This is a genomic window from Streptomyces fumanus, from assembly GCF_014655295.1.
Classification (GTDB): Bacteria; Actinomycetota; Actinomycetes; order Streptomycetales; family Streptomycetaceae; genus Streptomyces; species Streptomyces fumanus.
Map to the genome: position 1 here is coordinate 49,308 of NZ_BNBI01000004.1, position 17,705 is coordinate 67,012.

Here is a 17,705-nt window from a genome sequence, read left to right on the forward strand (position 1 = left end):
TGTGGTCCGACCGTAGATTCCACGGGCATCTCTTGTACCGGCACCCGTGCGATGCGAAGGTCGATGACATCAGGCCACGCACGAACCCTCCACGGAAAGGGTTTCCCCGCCCATGCCCGAGCAGCCGGAACTCGCGGATCTCGTGAAATCGCTCACCGAACGCGTACGAGAACTCGAAGACGTACGGGAACTCAACCGACTGCGCGCCGAATTGCCGCGCCGCATCAACGACGGGCACTGGGACCGGGTCGGGGAACTCTTCTCCCGCACCGCGCACCTCGACTACGCGCACCTCGGCCAGGCCGCCGGACGGCCCGCGATCACCGAGTACTTCGCCGCGCTGCCCGGCCGCATCCAGCAGGACAAGCCGGGCTCGGCCCTGCTGGTCAAGCAGTTCGTGCACGGCCACGACGTGGAGGTCACCGGCGACCGGGCCACCGGCGTGGCCTTCTTCGAGGAGCGGGTCGTCTTCGACGACGAGAGCGCGATGGTGGCCGGCCGGTTCAGCGACACCTACGTCCGCGAGGACGGCCGCTGGCTCTTCTCCCGCATCGAACTCGACCTGTACTGGGTCCTGCCGCACCACGAAGGACTCGTCCGCAAAGCGCCGCCCGCGAAAGGCTGAGGGACATCACCGTGCTGCAGAAGAACACGACCAAGCGCCTCGGATACTGGCTCCTGCACCTGCACCGCCTTTTCGACGAGGCGACCGGACGCGCCCTCGCCGGCGAACAGCTCGACCGGCGCCAGTGGCAGGTGCTGCACGCCATCAGTATCGGCGTCGACGAAGTCGCCGCCATCGACGCCGCATTCGCGCCCTTTCTCGCGGTCGACCGGGCCGCTTCCTATCAGCCGGTCGTCGAGGAATTCATTTCCCGCGGCTGGGTGGTCGGCGCCGGGGAGAAAATCGCTCTCACCGAGGCCGGGAACGCGGCCCACGAACGCGCCGAGAAACTCGTCAACGCCCACGCCGCCCGCTCCCTCACCGGCATCACCCAGGAGGAGTTCCTCGCCGCCAACGACGTCCTGGCCCGTATCGCGGCGAATCTCGAAAGCGAATAGCGGGGCCCCGCCATGACCCCCACCCCAAGCCGCCACCGCCGGAGGCCCTGATGCCGCACCCCACCGCACCGACCCGCGACGAACTCGTCGCCGCCGCCGCCAAACTGGTGCCCCTGCTGCGCGCCCGGTCCCTGTGGATCGACGAGCACCGGCGACTGCCGCCGGACGTCGTCACCGCCCTGGAGGACTCCGGCCTGCTGCGCATGCAGATCCCCGCCCAGTACGGCGGGTACGAGTCCGACGCCCGGACCTTCGTCGACGTGCTCGCCGAGATCGCCAAGGGCAACGGCTCCGCCGCCTTCTGCCTCTCCGTGTACGCCTCGCTCGGCTGGATGACCGCCCTCTGGCCCGACCAGGCACTCGACGAGGTGTTCGCCGACCCGCACGTCCGGGTCAGCGGCACCACCGCGGCCACCGGCACCGCCCGCCGCACCCGGGGCGGCTACCTCCTCAACGGCACCTGGCGGTTCAACAGCGGTGTCCTGCACAGCCAGTGGAAGATCAGCGTGGCCCTGCCCGAGGACCCGGGCGACGGACCCCCCGTCCCCCTGTTCTGCCTCACCCCGGTCGCCGACCTGCGCATCGAGGACGACTGGCACACCATCGGCCTGCAGGGCTCCGGCAGCGTCACCACCGTCGCCGAGGACGTCTTCGTCCCCGAACACCGCGTGATCACCGGCGCCGACTTCTACCAGAACGTCTCCCGCTCCCGGGTCAACGCCCCCAAGGCGCACTACCGCGTCCCCGTCCTGGTCACCACCAACGCCATCCAGAGCGGCCAGTTCGTCGGCGCCGCCAAGTACGCCCTCGCCAGCTTCCTCGAACGGCTCCCCGGCCGCCCCCTCACCTACACCGACTACGCCTCCCAGCGCGAGGCGCCCCTCACCCACCTCCAGGTCGGCGAGGCCGCCCTGCTCATCGAGGACGCCGAGGCCCGCGCCCACCGCTTCGCCGACCTGATCGCCGGCAAGGTCGCCCGCGGCGAGCCGTGGAGCACCGAGGAACGGGTCCGCGCCCGGGTGCAGATCGGCTGGATCGCCCGGCAGTCCAAGGCCGCCGTCGACATCCTCGCCTCCGCCAGCGGCGGCTCCTCCATCCACCGGGACGTGCCGGTCACCCGTATCCAGCGCGACCTGCACGCCGCCTCCCTGCACGCCATGATCACGCCCGGCGTCAACATCGAGCTGTACGGCAGGTCCCTGACCGGCCTGGAACCCAACACGGCCTACCTGTGAACGAGCAGCGAGGGGAGACCCGTATGGACGCCTCCGTCATCGTCGTCGGCGCCGGACCCGCCGGACTCATGCTGGCCGGGGAACTGCGCCTGGCCGGCGTCGACGTCCTGGTGCTGGAACGCCTCGCGGAACGCACCGGCGAGTCCCGCGGCATCGGCTTCACCGTGCGCACCATGGAGGTCTTCGACCAGCGCGGCCTGCTGCCCCGCTTCGGCGACATCGAGACCAGCACCGCCGGCCACTTCGGCGGACTGCCGCTGGACCTGACCGTTCTCGGCGCCGCGCACGGCGCCGCCCGCACCGTCCCGCAGTCCCGCACCGAGACCGTGCTGGAAGCCTGGGCCCGGGAACTGGGCGCCGACATCCGGCGCGGCCACGAGGTCACCGCCCTCACCGAGGACGCCCACGGGGTCAGCGTCACCGTCGACGGCGCCCCCACCGCGCTGCGCGCCCGGTACGTCGTCGGCTGCGACGGCGGCCGCAGCACCGTCCGCCGCCTGGCCGGCTTCGACTTCCCCGGCACCCCCGCCACCACCGAGCTGTACCTCGCCGACGTCCGGGGCGTCGACCTGCCGCCCAAGATGACCGCCGACCCCTCCGCGGGCGGCCTGGTCATGATCGCCCCGCTGCCCGGCGGCATCACCCGCGTCATCGCCGCCGAACGCGGCACACCCCCCGTCCGGCGCACCGGCCCCCCGGAGTTCGGCGAGGTCGCCGACGTCTTCAAACGGCTCACCGGCACCGACATCTCCGCCGCCGAACCCGTCTGGGTCAGCGCCTTCACCGACGCCGCCCGCCAGGTCACCCAGTACCGGCGCGGCCGGACCCTGATCGCGGGCGACGCCGCACACGTCCACCTCCCGGCCGGCGGCCAGGGCATGAACACCTCCGTCCAGGACTCCGTCAACCTCGGCTGGAAGCTGGCCGCCGTGGTCAAGGGCACCGCCCCCGACAGCCTGCTGGACACCTACCACAGCGAACGCCACCCCGTCGGCCGCACCCTGCTCACCAGCACCCGCGCGCAGAGCCTGCTCATCCTCGGCGGCGACGACGTGGCCCCGCTCCGCGAGGTCCTCACCGAACTCCTCGGCCACACCGAGGTCTCCCGCCACCTCGCCGCCCGGGTCAGCGGCCTCGACATCCGCTACGACGTCGGCGCCGGCCCGCACCCCCTGCTCGGCGCCCGGCTGCCCCGCCTCGCCCTCGACCACGGCACCCGGCGCCGCACCAGCACCGAACTGCTGCGCACCGGCCGCGGCCTGCTGCTCGACCTCACCGACAACCCCACCCTGCGCCGCCGCGCCCACGCCTGGACCGACCGCGTCGACATCGTCACCGCCACCCCGCGCGAGGTCCCCGGCGAGAGCCCCCTGCACCGCACCACGGCCGCCCTGGTACGGCCCGACGGCCACGTCGCCTGGGCCGCCCCCGGCAGCCACCACGACCTGCCGACGGCGCTGGAGCGCTGGTTCGGCCCGGCCCGCTGAGCCGGCCCCACAGGAAGCAGAAGGAGAACCATGCACAGCACCCTGATCGTCGCCCGGATGGCACCGGAGTCGGCCGAGCACGTCGCCGGTCTCTTCGGCGCCTTCGACCGCACCGAGATGCCCGGCCGGATGGGCACCCGGCGCCGGCAGTTGTTCAGCTACCGCGGGCTCTACTTCCACCTCCAGGACTTCGACGGCGACGACGGCGCCGGCCGGATCGAGGAGGCCAAGACCGACCCGCGGTTCATCGCCATCAGCGAGGACCTCAAGCCGTACATCGAGGCGTACGACCCGGCCACCTGGCGCTCGCCCGCGGACGCCATGGCCCACCGCTTCTACGAGTGGAGCGCCCGATGACCGCACCGTCCGCGCGGCGCGTCGTCATCACCGGCATCGGCGTCACCGCCCCCGGCGGACAGGGCGCCAAAGCCTTCTGGAACCTGCTCACCGACGGCCGCACCGCCACCCGGCGCATCTCCCTGTTCGACCCCGCGCCGTTCCGCTCGCAGGTGGCCGCCGAGGTCGACTTCGACCCCGTGCTCTCCGGGCTCTCCCCGCAGGAGGTCCGGCGGATGGACCGGGCCGCGCAGTTCGCCGTGGTCACCGCCCGCGAGGCGGTCGCCGACAGCGGACTGGCCTTCGAGACCGTCGACCCGCGCCGCACCGGCGTCACCATCGGCAGCGCGGTCGGCGCCACCATGGGCCTGGACCAGGAGTACCGCACCGTCTCCGACGGCGGCCGCCTCGAACTGGTCGACCACACCTACGCCGTACCGCACCTGTACCAGTACATGGTGCCCAGCTCCTTCGCCACCGAGGTCGCCTGGGCGGTCGGCGCCGAGGGCCCGGCCACCGTGGTGTCCACCGGCTGCACCTCCGGCCTGGACGCCGTCGGACACGCCGCCGACCTGGTCCGCGAGGGCACCGCCGACGTGATGGTGGCGGGCGCCACCGACGCCCCCATCTCGCCCATCACCGTCGCCTGCTTCGACGCCATCAAGGCGACCACCCCGCGCAACGACGACCCCGAGCACGCCTCCCGGCCCTTCGACGCCAGCCGCAACGGCTTCGTCCTCGGCGAGGGCTCCGCCGTGTTCGTCCTGGAGGAACTCGGCCACGCCCGGGCCCGCGGCGCCCGGATCTACGCCGAGGTCGCCGGGTTCGCCACCCGCTCCAACGCCTTCCACATGACCGGGCTGCGCCCCGACGGCAAGGAGATGGCCGAGGCGATCCGGGTCGCCCTCGACGAGGCCCGGCTCAACCCCGAGGACATCGACTACGTCAACGCCCACGGCTCCGGCACCAAGCAGAACGACCGGCACGAGACCGCCGCGTTCAAGCGCAGCCTCGGCGAGCACGCCTACCGCACCCCGGTCAGCTCCATCAAGTCGATGATCGGGCACTCGCTGGGCGCGATCGGCTCCATCGAGATCGCCGCCTCCGTGCTCGCCATCGCCAACGACGTGGTGCCGCCCACCGCCAACCTGCACACCCCCGACCCCGAGTGCGACCTGGACTACGTGCCGCTGACCGCCCGGGACCAGCTCACCGACGCGGTGCTGTCGGTGGGCAGCGGCTTCGGCGGGTTCCAGAGCGCCATCGTGCTCGCCGACCCCGAGCGGAGGTCCCGATGACCCGGCGCACCCTGGTCACCGGACTCGGTGTGACCGCCCCGACCGGCCTGGGCGTGGACGAGTACTGGGCGGCCACGCTCGCCGGCCGCGGCGCGATCCGCCGGGTCACCCGCTTCGACCCCACCCCCTACCCGTCCCGCCTGGCCGGTGAGATCGACGGCTTCGACGCCGCCGCCCACCTGCCCGGCCGGCTGCTGCCGCAGACCGACCGGATGACCCGGCTGGCGCTGGTCGCCGCCGACTGGGCGTTCGCCGACGCCGGCCTCGACCCCGCCCACCTGCCCGAGTACGACGTCGGGGTCATCACCGCCAGCCACTCCGGCGGCTTCGAGTTCGGACAGAACGAACTGCGCGCCCTGTGGAGCAAGGGCGGCCAGTACGTCAGCGCCTACCAGTCGTTCGCCTGGTTCTACGCCGTCAACAGCGGCCAGATCTCCATCCGCGGCGGGCTGCGCGGACCGAGCAGCGTGGTCGTCAGCGACCAGGCGGGCGGCCTCGACGCCCTGGCCCAGGCCCGCCGGCAGATCCGCAAGGGCACCACCGCGGTGATCGCCGGCGCGGTCGACGCCTCGATCTGCCCGTGGGGCTGGGTGGCCCAGTTGACCAGCGGCCGGCTCAGCACCGCCGACGACCCCGAGCGCGCCTACCTGCCCTTCGACGAACGCGCCGCCGGGCACGTACCCGGCGAGGGCGGGGCGCTGCTGGTCCTGGAGGACGCCGGACACGCCCGCGAGCGCGGCGCCCCCCGGGTGTACGGGGAGATCGCCGGGCACGCCGCCAGCGTGGACCCGCGCCCCGGCAGCGACCGCGCCCCCACCCTCCAGCACGCCGTCGAACTCGCCCTCGCCGACGCCGGACTGGACGCCGGTGACATCGACGTGGTCTTCGCGGACGCCGCCGCCGTCCCGGACCTCGACCGGGCCGAGGCCGAGGCCATCACCAAGGTGTTCGGTGTCCGGGGCGTGCCGGTGACCGCGCCGAAGACCACCACGGGCCGGCTCTACTCCGGCGCCGCCCCGCTCGACACGGCCGCCGCGCTGCTGTCGATCCGGGACGGCGTGATCCCGCCGACCACCAACTCCCTGCCCTCGCCCGCCTACGACATCGACCTGGTGACCGGCGCCCCCCGCCCGGCCCCGGTCCGCGCCGCCCTCGTCCTCGCCCGCGGCCACGGCGGCTTCAACTCCGCCCTGGTCGTGCGGGCCGCCGACACCCCCTGAAGGAAGGGCCGTTCATGGCTGCCACCGCATTCACCCTCACCGACCTCAAGAACGTCCTGCTCCAGGCCGCCGGCACCGACGACGCCGCCGCCCTGGAGGGCGACATCGACGACCTGCGCTTCGAGGACCTCGGCTACGAGTCGCTCGCCCTGCTGGAGACCGCCGGGCACATCGAGCGGACCTACGGCATCAGCCTCGACGAGGACGCCTTCGCCGCCGCCGACACCCCGCGCGCCCTGGTCGACCTCGTCAACACCCATCTGTCGGCCGCCGGCACCGTCCGGCCGTGACACCGGCCGCCGCGAAAGGACACGGACACATGACCGACAACGCCAGGGTGGCCCTGGTCACCGGCGCCACCAGCGGCATCGGCCTGGCCTCCGCCAGGCTGCTGGCCCAGCAGGGCCACCGGGTCTTCCTCTGCGCCCGGGACGCCACCGCGGTCGCCGACACCGTCAAGACCCTGCAGAACGAGGGCCTGGACGCCGACGGCACCACCGGCGACGTCCGCGACCGGCAGCAGATCACCGCCGTGGTGCGGGCGGCCGTCGCCCGGTACGGCCCGATCGACGTGCTGGTCAACAACGCCGGCCGCAGCGGCGGCGGCGTCACCGCCGACCTCCCCGACGACCTGTGGGACGACGTCCTCGCCACCAACCTCACCAGCGTCTTCCTGGTCACCCGCGAGGTCCTCACCACCGGCGGGATGCGCCACAAGGACCGCGGCCGGATCATCAACATCGCCTCCACCGCCGGCAAGCAGGGCGTCGTCCTGGGCGCCCCCTACTCGGCCTCCAAGCACGGCGTGGTCGGCTTCACCAAGGCCCTGGGCAACGAACTCGCCCCCACCGGCATCACCGTCAACGCCGTCTGCCCCGGCTACGTCGAGACCCCCATGGCCCAGCGGGTGCGCGCCGGGTACGCCGCCGCCTACGACACCACCGAGGACGCCATCCTGGAGAAGTTCCAGGCCAAGATCCCCCTCGGCCGCTACTCCACGCCCGAGGAGGTCGCCGGGCTGGTCGGCTACCTCGCCTCCGACACCGCCGCCTCGATCACCGCGCAGGCCCTCAACGTCTGCGGCGGCCTCGGCAACTTCTGACCGCCCGACCCCCCTGCCATGAAGGAGAGTTCACGATGACCGTCCGCGAGGCCGAGCACGCGATCACCGTGCACGCCCCGGCCGCCGAGGTCTACCGGCTGCTCGCCGAGGTGGAGAACTGGCCGCGCCTCTTCCCGCCCTCGGTGTACGTCGAGTACCTGGAACGGGAAGGCACCAAGGAGCGCATCCGGATCTGGGCCACCGCCAACGGCGAGGCCAAGAACTGGACCTCCCGCCGCGACCTGGACCCCGAGGGGCTGCGCATCACCTTCCGCCAGGAGGTCTCCGCCCCGCCGGTGGCCGAGATGAGCGGCACCTGGATCGCCGAACCGCGCGGCGAGCGGGAGACGTACCTGCGGCTGCTGCACACCTACCGGGCGGTGGACGACGACCCCGAGGGCCTGGACTGGATCGACCGGGCCGTCGACCGCAACAGCCGCGAGGAACTGCCCGGCGTCAAGGCCGGCCTGGAGGAGACCTCCCGCACCACCGAACTCACCCTCTCCTTCGAGGACTCCGTCCAGGTCGACGGCTCCGCCAAGGACCTGTACGACTTCGTCAACGAGGCCGACCGCTGGACCGAACGGCTGCCGCACGTCAGCACCGTCACCCTCACCGAGGACACCCCCGGCCTCCAGGTGCTGCGCATGGACACCCGCGCGGTCGACGGCTCCACCCACACCACCGAGTCGGTACGGGTCTGCTTCCCGCACCACCGCATCGTCTACAAGCAGACCACGCTGCCCGCCCTGATGACCCTGCACACCGGCCGGTGGGACTTCCGCACCGGCCCCGACGGCACCGTCACCGCCACCTCCCAGCACACCGTCGTCCTCAACCCCGACACCATCACCACCGTCCTCGGCCCCGACGCCGGGATACCGGAGGCCCGCACCTTCATCCGCGACGCGCTCGGCGCCAACAGCCGCGCCACCCTGGAACACGCCAAGCGCTACGCGGAAGAACGGCGTTGACCCCCACCGTGGCCGTCGTCGGAGCGGGCCCCGCCGGCCTGCTCCTCGCCGGCGACCTGCGGGCCCGGGGCGTGCCCACGGTGGTCCTGGAGCAGCGCACCGAGCCGATGACCGAGTCCCGGGCGTCCACCCTGCACGCCCGCACCATGGAACTGCTGGAGGAACGCGGCGTCCTGGACCGGCTCGGCCCCCTGCCGGACGGCGGCCCCGGCCACTTCGGCGGCCTGCGCCTGGACCTGGCCGCCGCCGACCCGGCGCACCGGCACGCCGGCCAGTGGAAGTGCCCGCAGACCAGGCTGGAGGCGGTCCTGGCGGAACGCGCCGTGGAACTGGGCGCCGACCTCCGGCGCGGCCGGCGCGTGGTCGCCCTGCGCGACCTGGGCACCCGGGTCGAGGTGGACACCGTCGGCCCCGACGGCGACCGTTCCCGGCTGACCTGCGCCTACCTGGCCGGCTGCGACGGCGAGGACAGCACCGTCCGCCGTCTGGCGGGCTTCGGCTTCGCGGGCCGCGCCGCCCGCCGCGAGATGCTCCGCGCCGATGTCGCCGGACTGGACATCCCCGACCGCCGCTTCGAACGCCACCCGCGCGGCCTGGCCACCGCGCACCGCTGGCCGGACGGCAGCACCCGCGTCATGGTGCACGTCTTCGGCGCCGCCCCCGCCGAGCGCACCGCACCCCCGTCCTACGAGGAGATCGCCGCCGCCTGGGCCGAGGTGACCGGCGAGGACATCCGGCACGGCCGGCCGCTGTGGCGCAACGCCTTCGACGACACCCGCCGCCAGGCCACCCGCTACGCCCGGGGCCGGGTGGCCCTGGCCGGCGACGCCGCCCACGCGCAGATGCCGGTCGGCGGCCAGGCGCTCAACCTCGGCCTCCAGGACGCGGCCGCCCTCGGCACCCACCTCACCGCGCCCGTCCCCGACCTCGACGCCTACGACCGGGAGCGCCGCCCGGTCGGCACCCGCACCCTGACCGACATCCAGGCCCAGTCGTACCTGCTGCTGGGCGGGCCGGAGGTGGAACCCGTGCGCCGGCTCTTCGCCGAGCTGCTCGACCTGGGGCCGGTCCGCCGCCACCTGGCCCGCCGTATCAGCGGGCTCGCCCCGCCACCGGACCCGGCACCCGCGGCCGGGACGGCACCGACGAAGAAGACGACGACGAAGAAGAGGAGTTCCCCCATGGGCAGGCTGACCCAGAAGACCGCGCTGGTGACCGGCTCCAGCCGGGGCATCGGCCGCGCCGTCGCCCGGCGGCTCGCCGAGGAGGGCGCGCTCGTCGCCGTCCACTACGCCACCGGCGAGGACGCGGCCCGCGAGACGGTGGAGTCGATCGAGAGCGACGGCGGCCGGGCCTTCGCGGTCCGCGCCGAACTCGGCGTCCCCGGCGACGCCCACGAACTGTTCCTCGGCGTCGAACAGGGGCTGAAGGAACGCACCGGCGAGGCCGCGCTGGACATCGTCGTCAACAACGCGGGCGTCACCACCCCGGCCGGGGTGCAGCCGGAGGACGTCACCCCCGAGGACTTCGACCGGCTCTTCGCCGTCAACGCCAAGGCGCCGTTCTTCGTCGTCCAGCGGGCGCTGCCGCTGCTGCGCGACGGCGGCCGGATCATCAACATCTCCTCCGGGCTCACCCGCTTCGCCAGCCCCGACCAGGTCGCCTACGCCATGACCAAGGGCGCGATCGAACAGCTCTCGCTGCACCTCGCCCGGCACCTCGCGCCGCGCGGCATCACCGTCAACAGCGTCGCCCCCGGCGTCACCAACAACGGCAGCGACCTGTTCGACATCCCCGAAGCGGTCGCGCAGATGGCCCAGTTGTCCGCGTTCAAGCGGGTCGGCGAGGCGAACGACGTCGCCGACGTGGTGACCTTCCTCGCCTCCGACGAGGCCCGCTGGGTCACCGGCGCCTTCATCGACGCCACCGGCGGCACGCTGCTGGGCTGACCGGCGCACCGAGGACCAGGAAGGACCCGACCACCGATGACCACCGTGCCGTACCCCCGCTTCGAGGACCGCCCGGACGACCCGGGCGACCCCGGTGAGCCCGGCGATCTGCGGGCCCTGGTCGCCCGGGTGTTCACCACCCCGCTGCGCCGCCCCGCCCCCGCCCCCCGCCCGCCCCTGCTGCGAACGGAGACCTGACGATGGACGTGGGACTGCTCTTCGACCTGCGCAACCCCGCGGCCTGGCACCGCCCGTGGGCCGACCACTACGCCCGCTCGCTGGAGTACGTCGAGGAGGCCGACCGGCGCGGCGCGGGCGGGGTGTGGTTCACCGAACACCACCTCTTCGAGGACGGCTACCTGCCGCAGCCCCTGACCTTCGCCGCCGCCGCGGCCGCCCGCACCCGCCGGGTCCGGATCGGCACCGCCGTGGTCCTGCCCAACCTGCACCGGCCCGCCCAGTTGGCCGAGGACGCCGCCCTGGTCGACCTGATCAGCGGCGGCCGGCTGGAGATCGGCTTCGGCGCCGGCTACCGGGTGCCCGAGTACCGGCTGTTCGGCGCCGACTTCGACCGGCGCTTCCGCCAGGTCGAGGCCAACATCCGCGAGGTGCGGCGGCTCTGGGAGGAGGGCGGCATCACCCCCGGCCCGCTGCAGTCCCCGGTCCCGCTGTGGGGCGGCTTCTACGGACCGCGCGGCGCCCGCCTGGCCGGCCGGCTCGGCGTCGGACTGCTGCACATCAACCACCGCACGTACGTCCCCTACCGGGAGGGCCTCGCCGAGGGCGGCCACGACCCGGACACCGCCCGGGTGTCGGACCTGCTGCCGGTCATCCTCGCCGACGACCCCGAGGCCGCCTGGCCCCGGGTCGCCCCGCACCTGGCCCACCAGATGAACACCTACCAGCAGGGCTCCGTGGAGGGCACCGACCTGCCCCGGCCGCCGCTGCTGAAGGCCGGGGACTTCCCGCAGCCGCCCGCCGCCGACGGCTCCTGGTCGCTGCTGGAGATCCTCACCCCCGAGGACGCCGCCACCCGCATATACGAGCGCGTCCGGGGGCTGCCGGTGCGGCACCTGATCTTCTGGGCGAGCATCGCGGGCATGCCGGACGACCTGGTCGTCCGCAACATCGAGCTGATCAGCGAACGGCTGCCCGCCCTGCTCGCCGAGCGGGCCGCCGCCGACACCGCGACCGCCCGGGTGCCCACCCGTGGCTGAGGCCCGCCTCGCCCCCGCCCGCACGGCCGCCGGCGACCGGCGCCTGCTGTTCGTGCTCTCCGGCAACATGGTCCTGGACGCCGTCGAGGTGTCCGTGGTGCTCGTCGCCCTGCCGTCGATCGCCGCCGACCTCGGCCGGTCGGTGTGGGCCGTGCAGTGGCTGATGACCGGCTTCGCCCTGGGCTTCGCCGCCGTGCTGCTGCTCGGCCCCCGCCTGACCGCCCGCTGGGGACTGCGCCGCTGCTACCTCGCCGCGCTCCTGGTCTTCGCCGCCGCCTCGGTGGCCGGCGGGGTCAGCGACACCCTCTGGGTGCTGATCGCCGCCCGGCTGGTCAAGGGGGGCTGCGCCGCGCTCACCGCCCCGGCCGGGCTGGCGCTGATCGCCGCCACCTACCCGGACGGGCCCGCGCTGCGCCGGGCGGTCTCCGTGTACTCCCTGTTCGGCGCCGCCGGGTTCACCCTCGGCCTGCTGCTGTCCGGCCTGCTCACCCCGGTGAGCTGGCACTGGACCTTCCTCTTCCCCGCCCCCGTCGCCCTCGCCCTGCTCGCCTGGGGCCTGCGGGTCGTCCCGCGCACCTCCCGCCGCGAACCGCCCCAACTGCGCCCGGCGGTGCTGCGCGACGGCGGCCTGCTCCGCTCCACGCTGGGCGCCGCCACCCTCAACGGCAGCTACGCCGCCCTGCTGCTCCTGGTCACCTTCCACGCGGCGGACCGCTTCGGCTGGCGGCCCTGGCAGCTCGCCCTCGCGCTGCTGCCGGCCTGCGTCCCGCTCGCGGTGTCCGTGCCGTTCGCCGGCCGGCTCACCGGCCGGTTCGGCACCGCGGGGCCGATCGCCGCCGGAGCCGGGGCCGCCCTCGCCGGACTGCTGCTGCTCCTGCTGCGCCCCGAGCCGGCCTCGTACGCCACCGGGCTGCTGCCGACGCTGCTGCTGGTGGGCGTGGCGTTCGTGCTGTCCTTCGCCGCGCTGAACCTCCAGGCCACCCGGGGCCTGCCGGCCGAGGCGCGCGGCGCGGCCGTGCCGGTGTACCAGACCGGTGTGCAGGCGGGCGGCGTGGTGACGCTGCCGCTGGCCGCCGCCCTGCTCACCCACGGCTCCGGCCACCGGCCGGCGCTGCTCGCCCTCGTGCTCGTCCAGGCGGCCGGCCTGGCCGTCTCGCTCACCGGCCTGCGCGGCCGCACCCCCAAGGGAGCCCCCTGATGACCGACCGACCGACCCCCCTCGTCGCACCCCCGCTGCACCTCGCCGTCATCATCGGCAGCATCCGCCCCGGACGGTTCGGGCCGACCGTCGCCCGCTGGTTCGCCGGCCAGGCCCGGCAGCGCGAGGACGTCACCGTGGACCTGGTCGACCTCGTCGACTACCCGCTGCCGCTGGAGAAGGCCACCCCCGGCGACCCGCCCGACCGGGCCACCGCCGACCTGCGAGGACACCTGGCCGAACGCCTCGGCCGCGCCGACGCGTTCGTGGTCGTCACCCCCGAGTACAACAACACCCTCCCCGCGGCGCTGAAGAACGCCATCGACTGGATCTTCGACGAGTGGGCGGCCAAGCCGGTCGGCTTCGTCTCCTACGGCGGGATGAGCGGCGGCCTGTGGGCCGTCTCCCACCTGCGGCACGTCTTCACCGAACTGCACGCCGTACCGCTGCGCGAACAGTTGATCTTCCATCAGGTGTGGAACCGGTTCGACGGCGACGCCCCCCGGGACGCCGAGGACAGCGAGGTGGCGGCCAAGACCCTCCTGGACCGCCTGGTGTGGTGGGGCGAGGCCCTGCGCGCCGCCCGCACCGCCCGTCCCTACCAGCGCTGAGCCCGGCCCGTGGCATCCGACAGAAGGGTTCACCCGTGACCAGCCCCTACGACCGGCCCCTGCGGTTCGGCCTCGTCCTGTTCACCCCCGCCACCCGGGCCGACTGGGTGGCCAAGGCCCGCGAGGCGGAGCGGCTCGGCTACGACGTCGTCTCCGTCTCCGACCACCTCGGCATGCCCGCGCCGCTGGCGACCGCCGCCCTGCTGGCCGAGGCCACCGAGCGGATCCGCATCGGCACCCTCGTCCTCAACACCGTCTTCTACCGGCCCACGGTCCTGGCCCGGGAGATCGCCACCCTGGACCACCACACCGGCGGCCGGCTGGAGATCGGCCTCGGCGCCGGGTACGACAAGGCCCAGTTCGACCGGGCCGGACTGCCCTGGGTGCCGGCCGGGAAACGCGTCGACCACCTCGAACGCACCGTCCGCGCCCTGCGCGAGACCTTCGCCGCCCCGGACACCGTCCCGCCCCCCGTCCGCCCCCAGGGCCCCCCGATCCTGATCGCCGGCCGGGGCCCGCGGGTGCTGAGGCTGGCCGCCGAGCACGCCGACATCGTCGGCTTCACCGGCACCGCCCCCGTCCGCGACGGCGAGGGGCTGAAGCTGGGCGGCCCCGAGGAGATCACCGCCCGTATCGACGAGGTCCACGCCCTGCTCGGCGACCGCGCCCCGCGGGTGGAGCTGAACATCCCCGTGCACCGGGTGCTGCCGTCGCTGCCGTCCGGCACCGTCACCGACGTGTGGCAGAACGACCTGGCCCCCGGGCAACTGGCCGACCTGCCGTCCGTCCTGGTCGGCTCGCCCAAGGAGCGGGCGGACCAACTGCTGCGGCGGCGGGAGAAGTACGGACTGAGCTACTTCAGCGTGCTCGAACCGGAGATGGAGGCGTTCGCCGAGGTCATCGAGGAACTGCGATGAGCGCACCGCAGGAGGGCGCGACGCTGGAGATCGCCGTGGACGAGGACCGGTGCGTGGCCGCCGGGCACTGCGTCGTCGCCGCCCCGGAGATCTTCGACCAGCGCGAGGAGGACGGGGTCGTGGTCCTCCTCGACCCCCGGCCGCCCGCCACCGCCCAGGACACCGTGCGGGAGGCCGCGCTGCTCTGCCCGGCCGCGGTCATCCGCGTCCTGCGGGCACCGTCGTGACCGCCGACGTGCTGGTGGTCGGCGCCTCGGCGGGCGGGCTCGCGGTGGCCGAGGGACTGCGCCGGCACGGCTTCACCGGGACCATCACCCTGCTGGAGCGGGAACGGGAACCGCCCTACGACCGGCCCCCGCTGTCCAAGCAGGTGCTCGACGGCCGCTGGCCGCCCGAGCGCGCCCAGTTGCGCACCGGGGCCGAACTGGACGCCCTCGGCGCCGACCTGCGGCTCGGCGCCGAGGCCGCCGCGCTCGATGTGCCGGGCCACCGCCTCACCCTGCGCGACGGCACGGTCCTGGGCTACCGCACCCTGGTCCTCGCCACCGGCCTGCACGCCCGCCGTCTGCCGGGCCGGCCGCCGGTGGCCGGGGCGTACACCCTGCGGAGCCTCGGCGACAGTGCCCGGCTGCGCGCCGGTCTGCTCGCCGCCCGCCGGGTCGTGGTCGTCGGCGCGGGCGTGCTCGGCTGCGAGATCGCGGCGACCGCCCGCGGCCTGGGCCGCGAGGTCACCGTGGTGGAACCGGCCGCCCACCCCCTGCTCGGGCTGCTCGGCCCCGCGCTCGGCGCCGAACTGGCCGCCCTCCACACCGAGCACGGCGTACGCCTGCTCACCGACACCCCCGCGACCGGACTCACCGGCGAGGCGGGCCGGGTCACCGGGGTGCGCACGGCGTCCGGGGCGGTGCTGCCCGCCGACGCCGTCGTGGTCGCCGTCGGCGGCCGGCCCGCCACCGACTGGCTGGCGGGCAGCGGACTCACCCTGGACGACGGCGTGGTCTGCGACGACCGCTGCCGCGCCGCGCCCGACGTGTACGCGGTCGGTGACGTCGCCCGCTTCGGCGCCGGACCCGGCACGCGCGGGGTGCGCCTGGAGAACCGTACGAACGCCACCGAGCAGGGCCTGTACGTGGCGGCCGAACTCCTCGGCGCGGCCCGGGGCCCCTACCGGCCCGTGCCGTACGTCTGGACCGACCAGTTCGGCACCCGGATCCAGGTGCACGGGACCGTGCCCGCCGGCGCCGCGGTCCGGATCGCCGAAGGCTCGCTGCGGGAGCGGAAGTTCGTCGCCCACGCGGTGACCGGCGGACGCCTGGTGGGCGTCGTCGGATGGAACAGCCCCGGCCGGCTGCGCACCGCGCGGGCCCTGCTCACGGCCGTCGCGCCCGCCCCCGCACCCCCCTCGACGACCGCGACGACCCCGACGACGACGCTGACAGGAGACCCATGACCGCCGCCGTGCCCATGCCGCACAACCGCCGCCCCGACCGCTGCCCGTTCCGCCCCCACCCGGAACTCGAACGCCTCCGCGACCAGGAGCCGGACCTGCCCCGGGTGCGCACGTCCAATCCCCAACTGGGCGAGTTCGACGCCGTCCTGGTCACCCGGTACGAGGAGGTCCGCCAGGCGCTCGCCGACCCCCGCTACGAGGCCGGGTTCGCCTTCGACGGCACCGGCCCGCGCACGGTGATGAACCAGCCCGGCATCCTCCTCAACTACGACGGCGCCGAACACACCCGCTACCGGCGGATGCTCTCCGGCGCCTTCACCGTCAAGCGGGTGCGCTCGCTGGCCCCCGCGATCCGGCGGGTGGTCGACGAGCAACTGGACGCGCTGGAGCAGGCGGGCCCCGGCGCCGACCTGATCGAGACGTTCGCGGGCCCGGTGCCGCTGCTGGTCATCTGCGAACTGCTCGGCATCCCGGCCGAGGACCGCGACGGCATCCAGCGCCGCAGCGCCACCGGCACCGACGCGTCGGGCTCGCTGGAGACCCAGTTGGAGAACTTCGCCGCGATGGCCGCCTACATGGGCGAGCTGGTACGCCGCCGGCGGGCCGAGCCCGGCGACGACATCCTCGGCGACCTGATAGCCCGGCACGGCGACGAGCTGAGCGACGACGAACTGATCGGGATGGGCAACAGCATCCTGGTGGCCGGCCACGAGACCGTCACCGCCATGATCGGGCTGAGCACCCTGGCGCTGCTGCGCGAACCCGACCAGCTCGCGATCGTCCGGGACGACGAGGAGGCCGCGCCCTCGGCGGTCGAGGAACTGCTGCGGCTGCTGGCGGTCGCCCCGCCGCTGGTCCGGCAGGCCGCCACCGACCTCGACCTGGGCGGCCGGCCGGTCAAGGCGGGGGAGCGGGTGCTGCTCTCCACGCTCGCCGCCCACCACGGCACCGCCCTGGTGCCCGAGGCGCCGGACCGGCTCGACGTACGGCGTGCCCCGGTGCCCCATCTGGCCTTCGGCTACGGCCCCCACCAGTGCATCGGGCAGCAACTGGCCCGGCTGGAGCTGCGGATCGCGCTGCCCGCCCTGCTGCGCCGCCTGCCCGGACTGCGCCTGGCCGGTGACGGCGACGCGGTGCGGTACCGGAACGACGCGCTGGTCTTCGGGGTGGCCCGGCTTCCGGTGGCCTGGTAGCGCACGGCGGCGCCGGGCGGGGTGTCCATGGGGGCACCCCGCCCGGCTGTTCGCCGCTCACGCCTCGGTCAGCCGCCCGGTGCGGCGCAGGATGGCGTGCACGGTGGACACGGCCGGCACCCCGGCCACCCCGCGCCGCACCAGCTCGTTGTGGATGCGGCGGGCGCCCCACCGCGGCCGCTCGTCGCGGATCCGCACCACCAGCGCCTCGATCTCGCCGGCGGTGCGGGCCGGGGAGTTCCGGGGCCGGCGCGAGCGCGGGGCGAGACCGGCCGGGCCCTCGGTGCGGTAGCGGGCGAGGTAGACGTAGAACGTCTTGCGGGAGATGCCGTGGCGGCGGCAGACCTCGGCCACGGTCAGCCGTTCCCGGTCGGGCGCCAGCAGGATGTCGAGCCACTGCTCGGACGGGGCCGCCTGCGCGCGCCCGGCGGTCCGCTCGGTCGAGGTCGTCACCTC

Annotated in this window: 20 protein-coding genes; 19 read left to right on the forward strand and 1 reads right to left on the reverse strand. The window is 74.4% G+C overall.

The genetic code is table 11. From position 1 onward, the window contains the following. The first annotated feature begins 112 nt into the window (after positions 1 to 112). The 19 genes from IE316_RS09705 to IE316_RS09795 are packed head-to-tail and all read left to right on the forward strand — an operon-like array spanning position 113 to position 17,249. Positions 113 to 625, forward strand: coding sequence for a nuclear transport factor 2 family protein (locus IE316_RS09705; protein WP_190203797.1), 513 nt, complete (start codon positions 113 to 115; stop codon positions 623 to 625). 11 nt (positions 626 to 636) lie between these two features. Then, on the forward strand, positions 637 to 1,062 hold the full coding sequence (locus tag IE316_RS09710) for a winged helix DNA-binding protein (RefSeq protein WP_190203798.1): 426 nt from the start codon (positions 637 to 639) through the stop codon (positions 1,060 to 1,062). 50 nt (positions 1,063 to 1,112) lie between these two features. Then, positions 1,113 to 2,297 (forward strand): acyl-CoA dehydrogenase family protein, encoded by a 1,185-nt coding sequence (locus tag IE316_RS09715; protein WP_190203799.1) that lies wholly within the window; start codon positions 1,113 to 1,115, stop codon positions 2,295 to 2,297. A gap of 23 nt (positions 2,298 to 2,320) precedes the next feature. Then, a complete protein-coding gene (locus tag IE316_RS09720) occupies positions 2,321 to 3,784 on the forward strand; it encodes an FAD-dependent monooxygenase (RefSeq protein WP_190203800.1) in 1,464 nt (487 codons plus the stop codon). A gap of 30 nt (positions 3,785 to 3,814) precedes the next feature. Then, entirely contained in the window at positions 3,815 to 4,141 is a 327-nt protein-coding gene (locus IE316_RS09725; RefSeq protein WP_190203801.1) for a TcmI family type II polyketide cyclase, read from the forward strand. After that, positions 4,138 to 5,418 (forward strand): beta-ketoacyl-[acyl-carrier-protein] synthase family protein, encoded by a 1,281-nt coding sequence (locus IE316_RS09730; RefSeq protein WP_190203802.1) that lies wholly within the window; start codon positions 4,138 to 4,140, stop codon positions 5,416 to 5,418. Before IE316_RS09725 ends, IE316_RS09730 begins: the two co-directional genes overlap by 4 nt. Then, complete coding sequence (locus IE316_RS09735) at positions 5,415 to 6,638, forward strand: ketosynthase chain-length factor (RefSeq protein ID WP_190203803.1); 1,224 nt, start codon at positions 5,415 to 5,417, stop codon at positions 6,636 to 6,638. The genes IE316_RS09730 and IE316_RS09735 overlap by 4 nt, the downstream gene beginning before the upstream one ends. Before the next feature lie 14 nt (positions 6,639 to 6,652). Next, entirely contained in the window at positions 6,653 to 6,928 is a 276-nt protein-coding gene (locus IE316_RS09740; protein WP_190203804.1) for an acyl carrier protein, read from the forward strand. 29 nt (positions 6,929 to 6,957) lie between these two features. Continuing rightward, positions 6,958 to 7,740: a 3-oxoacyl-ACP reductase FabG gene (fabG, locus tag IE316_RS09745; RefSeq protein ID WP_190203805.1), complete on the forward strand. Its 783-nt coding sequence runs from the start codon at positions 6,958 to 6,960 to the stop codon at positions 7,738 to 7,740. 35 nt (positions 7,741 to 7,775) lie between these two features. Continuing rightward, positions 7,776 to 8,714, forward strand: coding sequence for an aromatase/cyclase (locus tag IE316_RS09750; protein ID WP_190203806.1), 939 nt, complete (start codon positions 7,776 to 7,778; stop codon positions 8,712 to 8,714). After that, the gene (locus IE316_RS09755; RefSeq protein WP_190203807.1) at positions 8,711 to 10,663 is read left to right on the forward strand and encodes an SDR family oxidoreductase; all 1,953 of its coding nucleotides are present in this window, start codon (positions 8,711 to 8,713) and stop codon (positions 10,661 to 10,663) included. The genes IE316_RS09750 and IE316_RS09755 overlap by 4 nt, the downstream gene beginning before the upstream one ends. A gap of 36 nt (positions 10,664 to 10,699) precedes the next feature. After that, a complete protein-coding gene (locus IE316_RS09760; protein WP_190203808.1) occupies positions 10,700 to 10,861 on the forward strand; it encodes a hypothetical protein in 162 nt (53 codons plus the stop codon). 2 nt (positions 10,862 to 10,863) lie between these two features. After that, a complete protein-coding gene (locus tag IE316_RS09765) occupies positions 10,864 to 11,880 on the forward strand; it encodes an LLM class flavin-dependent oxidoreductase (protein ID WP_190203809.1) in 1,017 nt (338 codons plus the stop codon). Next, positions 11,873 to 13,078 carry an MFS transporter gene (locus IE316_RS09770; protein WP_229910303.1) on the forward strand — a complete coding sequence of 402 codons (1,206 nt, stop codon included), beginning with the start codon at positions 11,873 to 11,875 and terminating at the stop codon, positions 13,076 to 13,078. The genes IE316_RS09765 and IE316_RS09770 overlap by 8 nt, the downstream gene beginning before the upstream one ends. Beyond that, positions 13,078 to 13,689 carry an NADPH-dependent FMN reductase gene (locus tag IE316_RS09775; protein WP_190203810.1) on the forward strand — a complete coding sequence of 204 codons (612 nt, stop codon included), beginning with the start codon at positions 13,078 to 13,080 and terminating at the stop codon, positions 13,687 to 13,689. Before IE316_RS09770 ends, IE316_RS09775 begins: the two co-directional genes overlap by 1 nt. Positions 13,690 to 13,724: 35 nt before the next feature. Beyond that, entirely contained in the window at positions 13,725 to 14,606 is an 882-nt protein-coding gene (locus IE316_RS09780; protein ID WP_190203811.1) for a TIGR03621 family F420-dependent LLM class oxidoreductase, read from the forward strand. Between the two features lie 23 nt (positions 14,607 to 14,629). Beyond that, complete coding sequence (locus IE316_RS09785; RefSeq protein WP_190204184.1) at positions 14,630 to 14,833, forward strand: ferredoxin; 204 nt, start codon at positions 14,630 to 14,632, stop codon at positions 14,831 to 14,833. Continuing rightward, complete coding sequence (locus IE316_RS09790; protein ID WP_190203812.1) at positions 14,830 to 16,056, forward strand: NAD(P)/FAD-dependent oxidoreductase; 1,227 nt, start codon at positions 14,830 to 14,832, stop codon at positions 16,054 to 16,056. The genes IE316_RS09785 and IE316_RS09790 overlap by 4 nt, the downstream gene beginning before the upstream one ends. Further along, complete coding sequence (locus IE316_RS09795) at positions 16,053 to 17,249, forward strand: cytochrome P450 (RefSeq protein WP_190203813.1); 1,197 nt, start codon at positions 16,053 to 16,055, stop codon at positions 17,247 to 17,249. Before IE316_RS09790 ends, IE316_RS09795 begins: the two co-directional genes overlap by 4 nt. A 57-nt stretch (positions 17,250 to 17,306) precedes the next feature. Here IE316_RS09795 and IE316_RS09800 read toward each other — a convergent pair whose 3' ends face one another. Beyond that, complete coding sequence (locus IE316_RS09800) at positions 17,307 to 17,702, reverse strand: helix-turn-helix domain-containing protein (RefSeq protein WP_190203814.1); 396 nt, start codon at positions 17,700 to 17,702, stop codon at positions 17,307 to 17,309. Positions 17,703 to 17,705 lie beyond the last annotated feature (3 nt).

Coding starts and splice junctions, on each gene's coding strand:
- IE316_RS09705 (WP_190203797.1), top strand. CDS start 113: ATGCCCGAGCAGCCGGAACTCGCGGATCTCGTGAAATCGCTCACCGAA.
- IE316_RS09715 (WP_190203799.1), top strand. CDS start 1,113: ATGCCGCACCCCACCGCACCGACCCGCGACGAACTCGTCGCCGCCGCC.
- IE316_RS09720 (WP_190203800.1), top strand. CDS start 2,321: ATGGACGCCTCCGTCATCGTCGTCGGCGCCGGACCCGCCGGACTCATG.
- IE316_RS09725 (WP_190203801.1), top strand. CDS start 3,815: ATGCACAGCACCCTGATCGTCGCCCGGATGGCACCGGAGTCGGCCGAG.
- IE316_RS09730 (WP_190203802.1), top strand. CDS start 4,138: ATGACCGCACCGTCCGCGCGGCGCGTCGTCATCACCGGCATCGGCGTC.
- IE316_RS09735 (WP_190203803.1), top strand. CDS start 5,415: ATGACCCGGCGCACCCTGGTCACCGGACTCGGTGTGACCGCCCCGACC.
- IE316_RS09740 (WP_190203804.1), top strand. CDS start 6,653: ATGGCTGCCACCGCATTCACCCTCACCGACCTCAAGAACGTCCTGCTC.
- fabG (WP_190203805.1), top strand. CDS start 6,958: ATGACCGACAACGCCAGGGTGGCCCTGGTCACCGGCGCCACCAGCGGC.
- IE316_RS09750 (WP_190203806.1), top strand. CDS start 7,776: ATGACCGTCCGCGAGGCCGAGCACGCGATCACCGTGCACGCCCCGGCC.
- IE316_RS09760 (WP_190203808.1), top strand. CDS start 10,700: ATGACCACCGTGCCGTACCCCCGCTTCGAGGACCGCCCGGACGACCCG.
- IE316_RS09765 (WP_190203809.1), top strand. CDS start 10,864: ATGGACGTGGGACTGCTCTTCGACCTGCGCAACCCCGCGGCCTGGCAC.
- IE316_RS09775 (WP_190203810.1), top strand. CDS start 13,078: ATGACCGACCGACCGACCCCCCTCGTCGCACCCCCGCTGCACCTCGCC.
- IE316_RS09795 (WP_190203813.1), top strand. CDS start 16,053: ATGACCGCCGCCGTGCCCATGCCGCACAACCGCCGCCCCGACCGCTGC.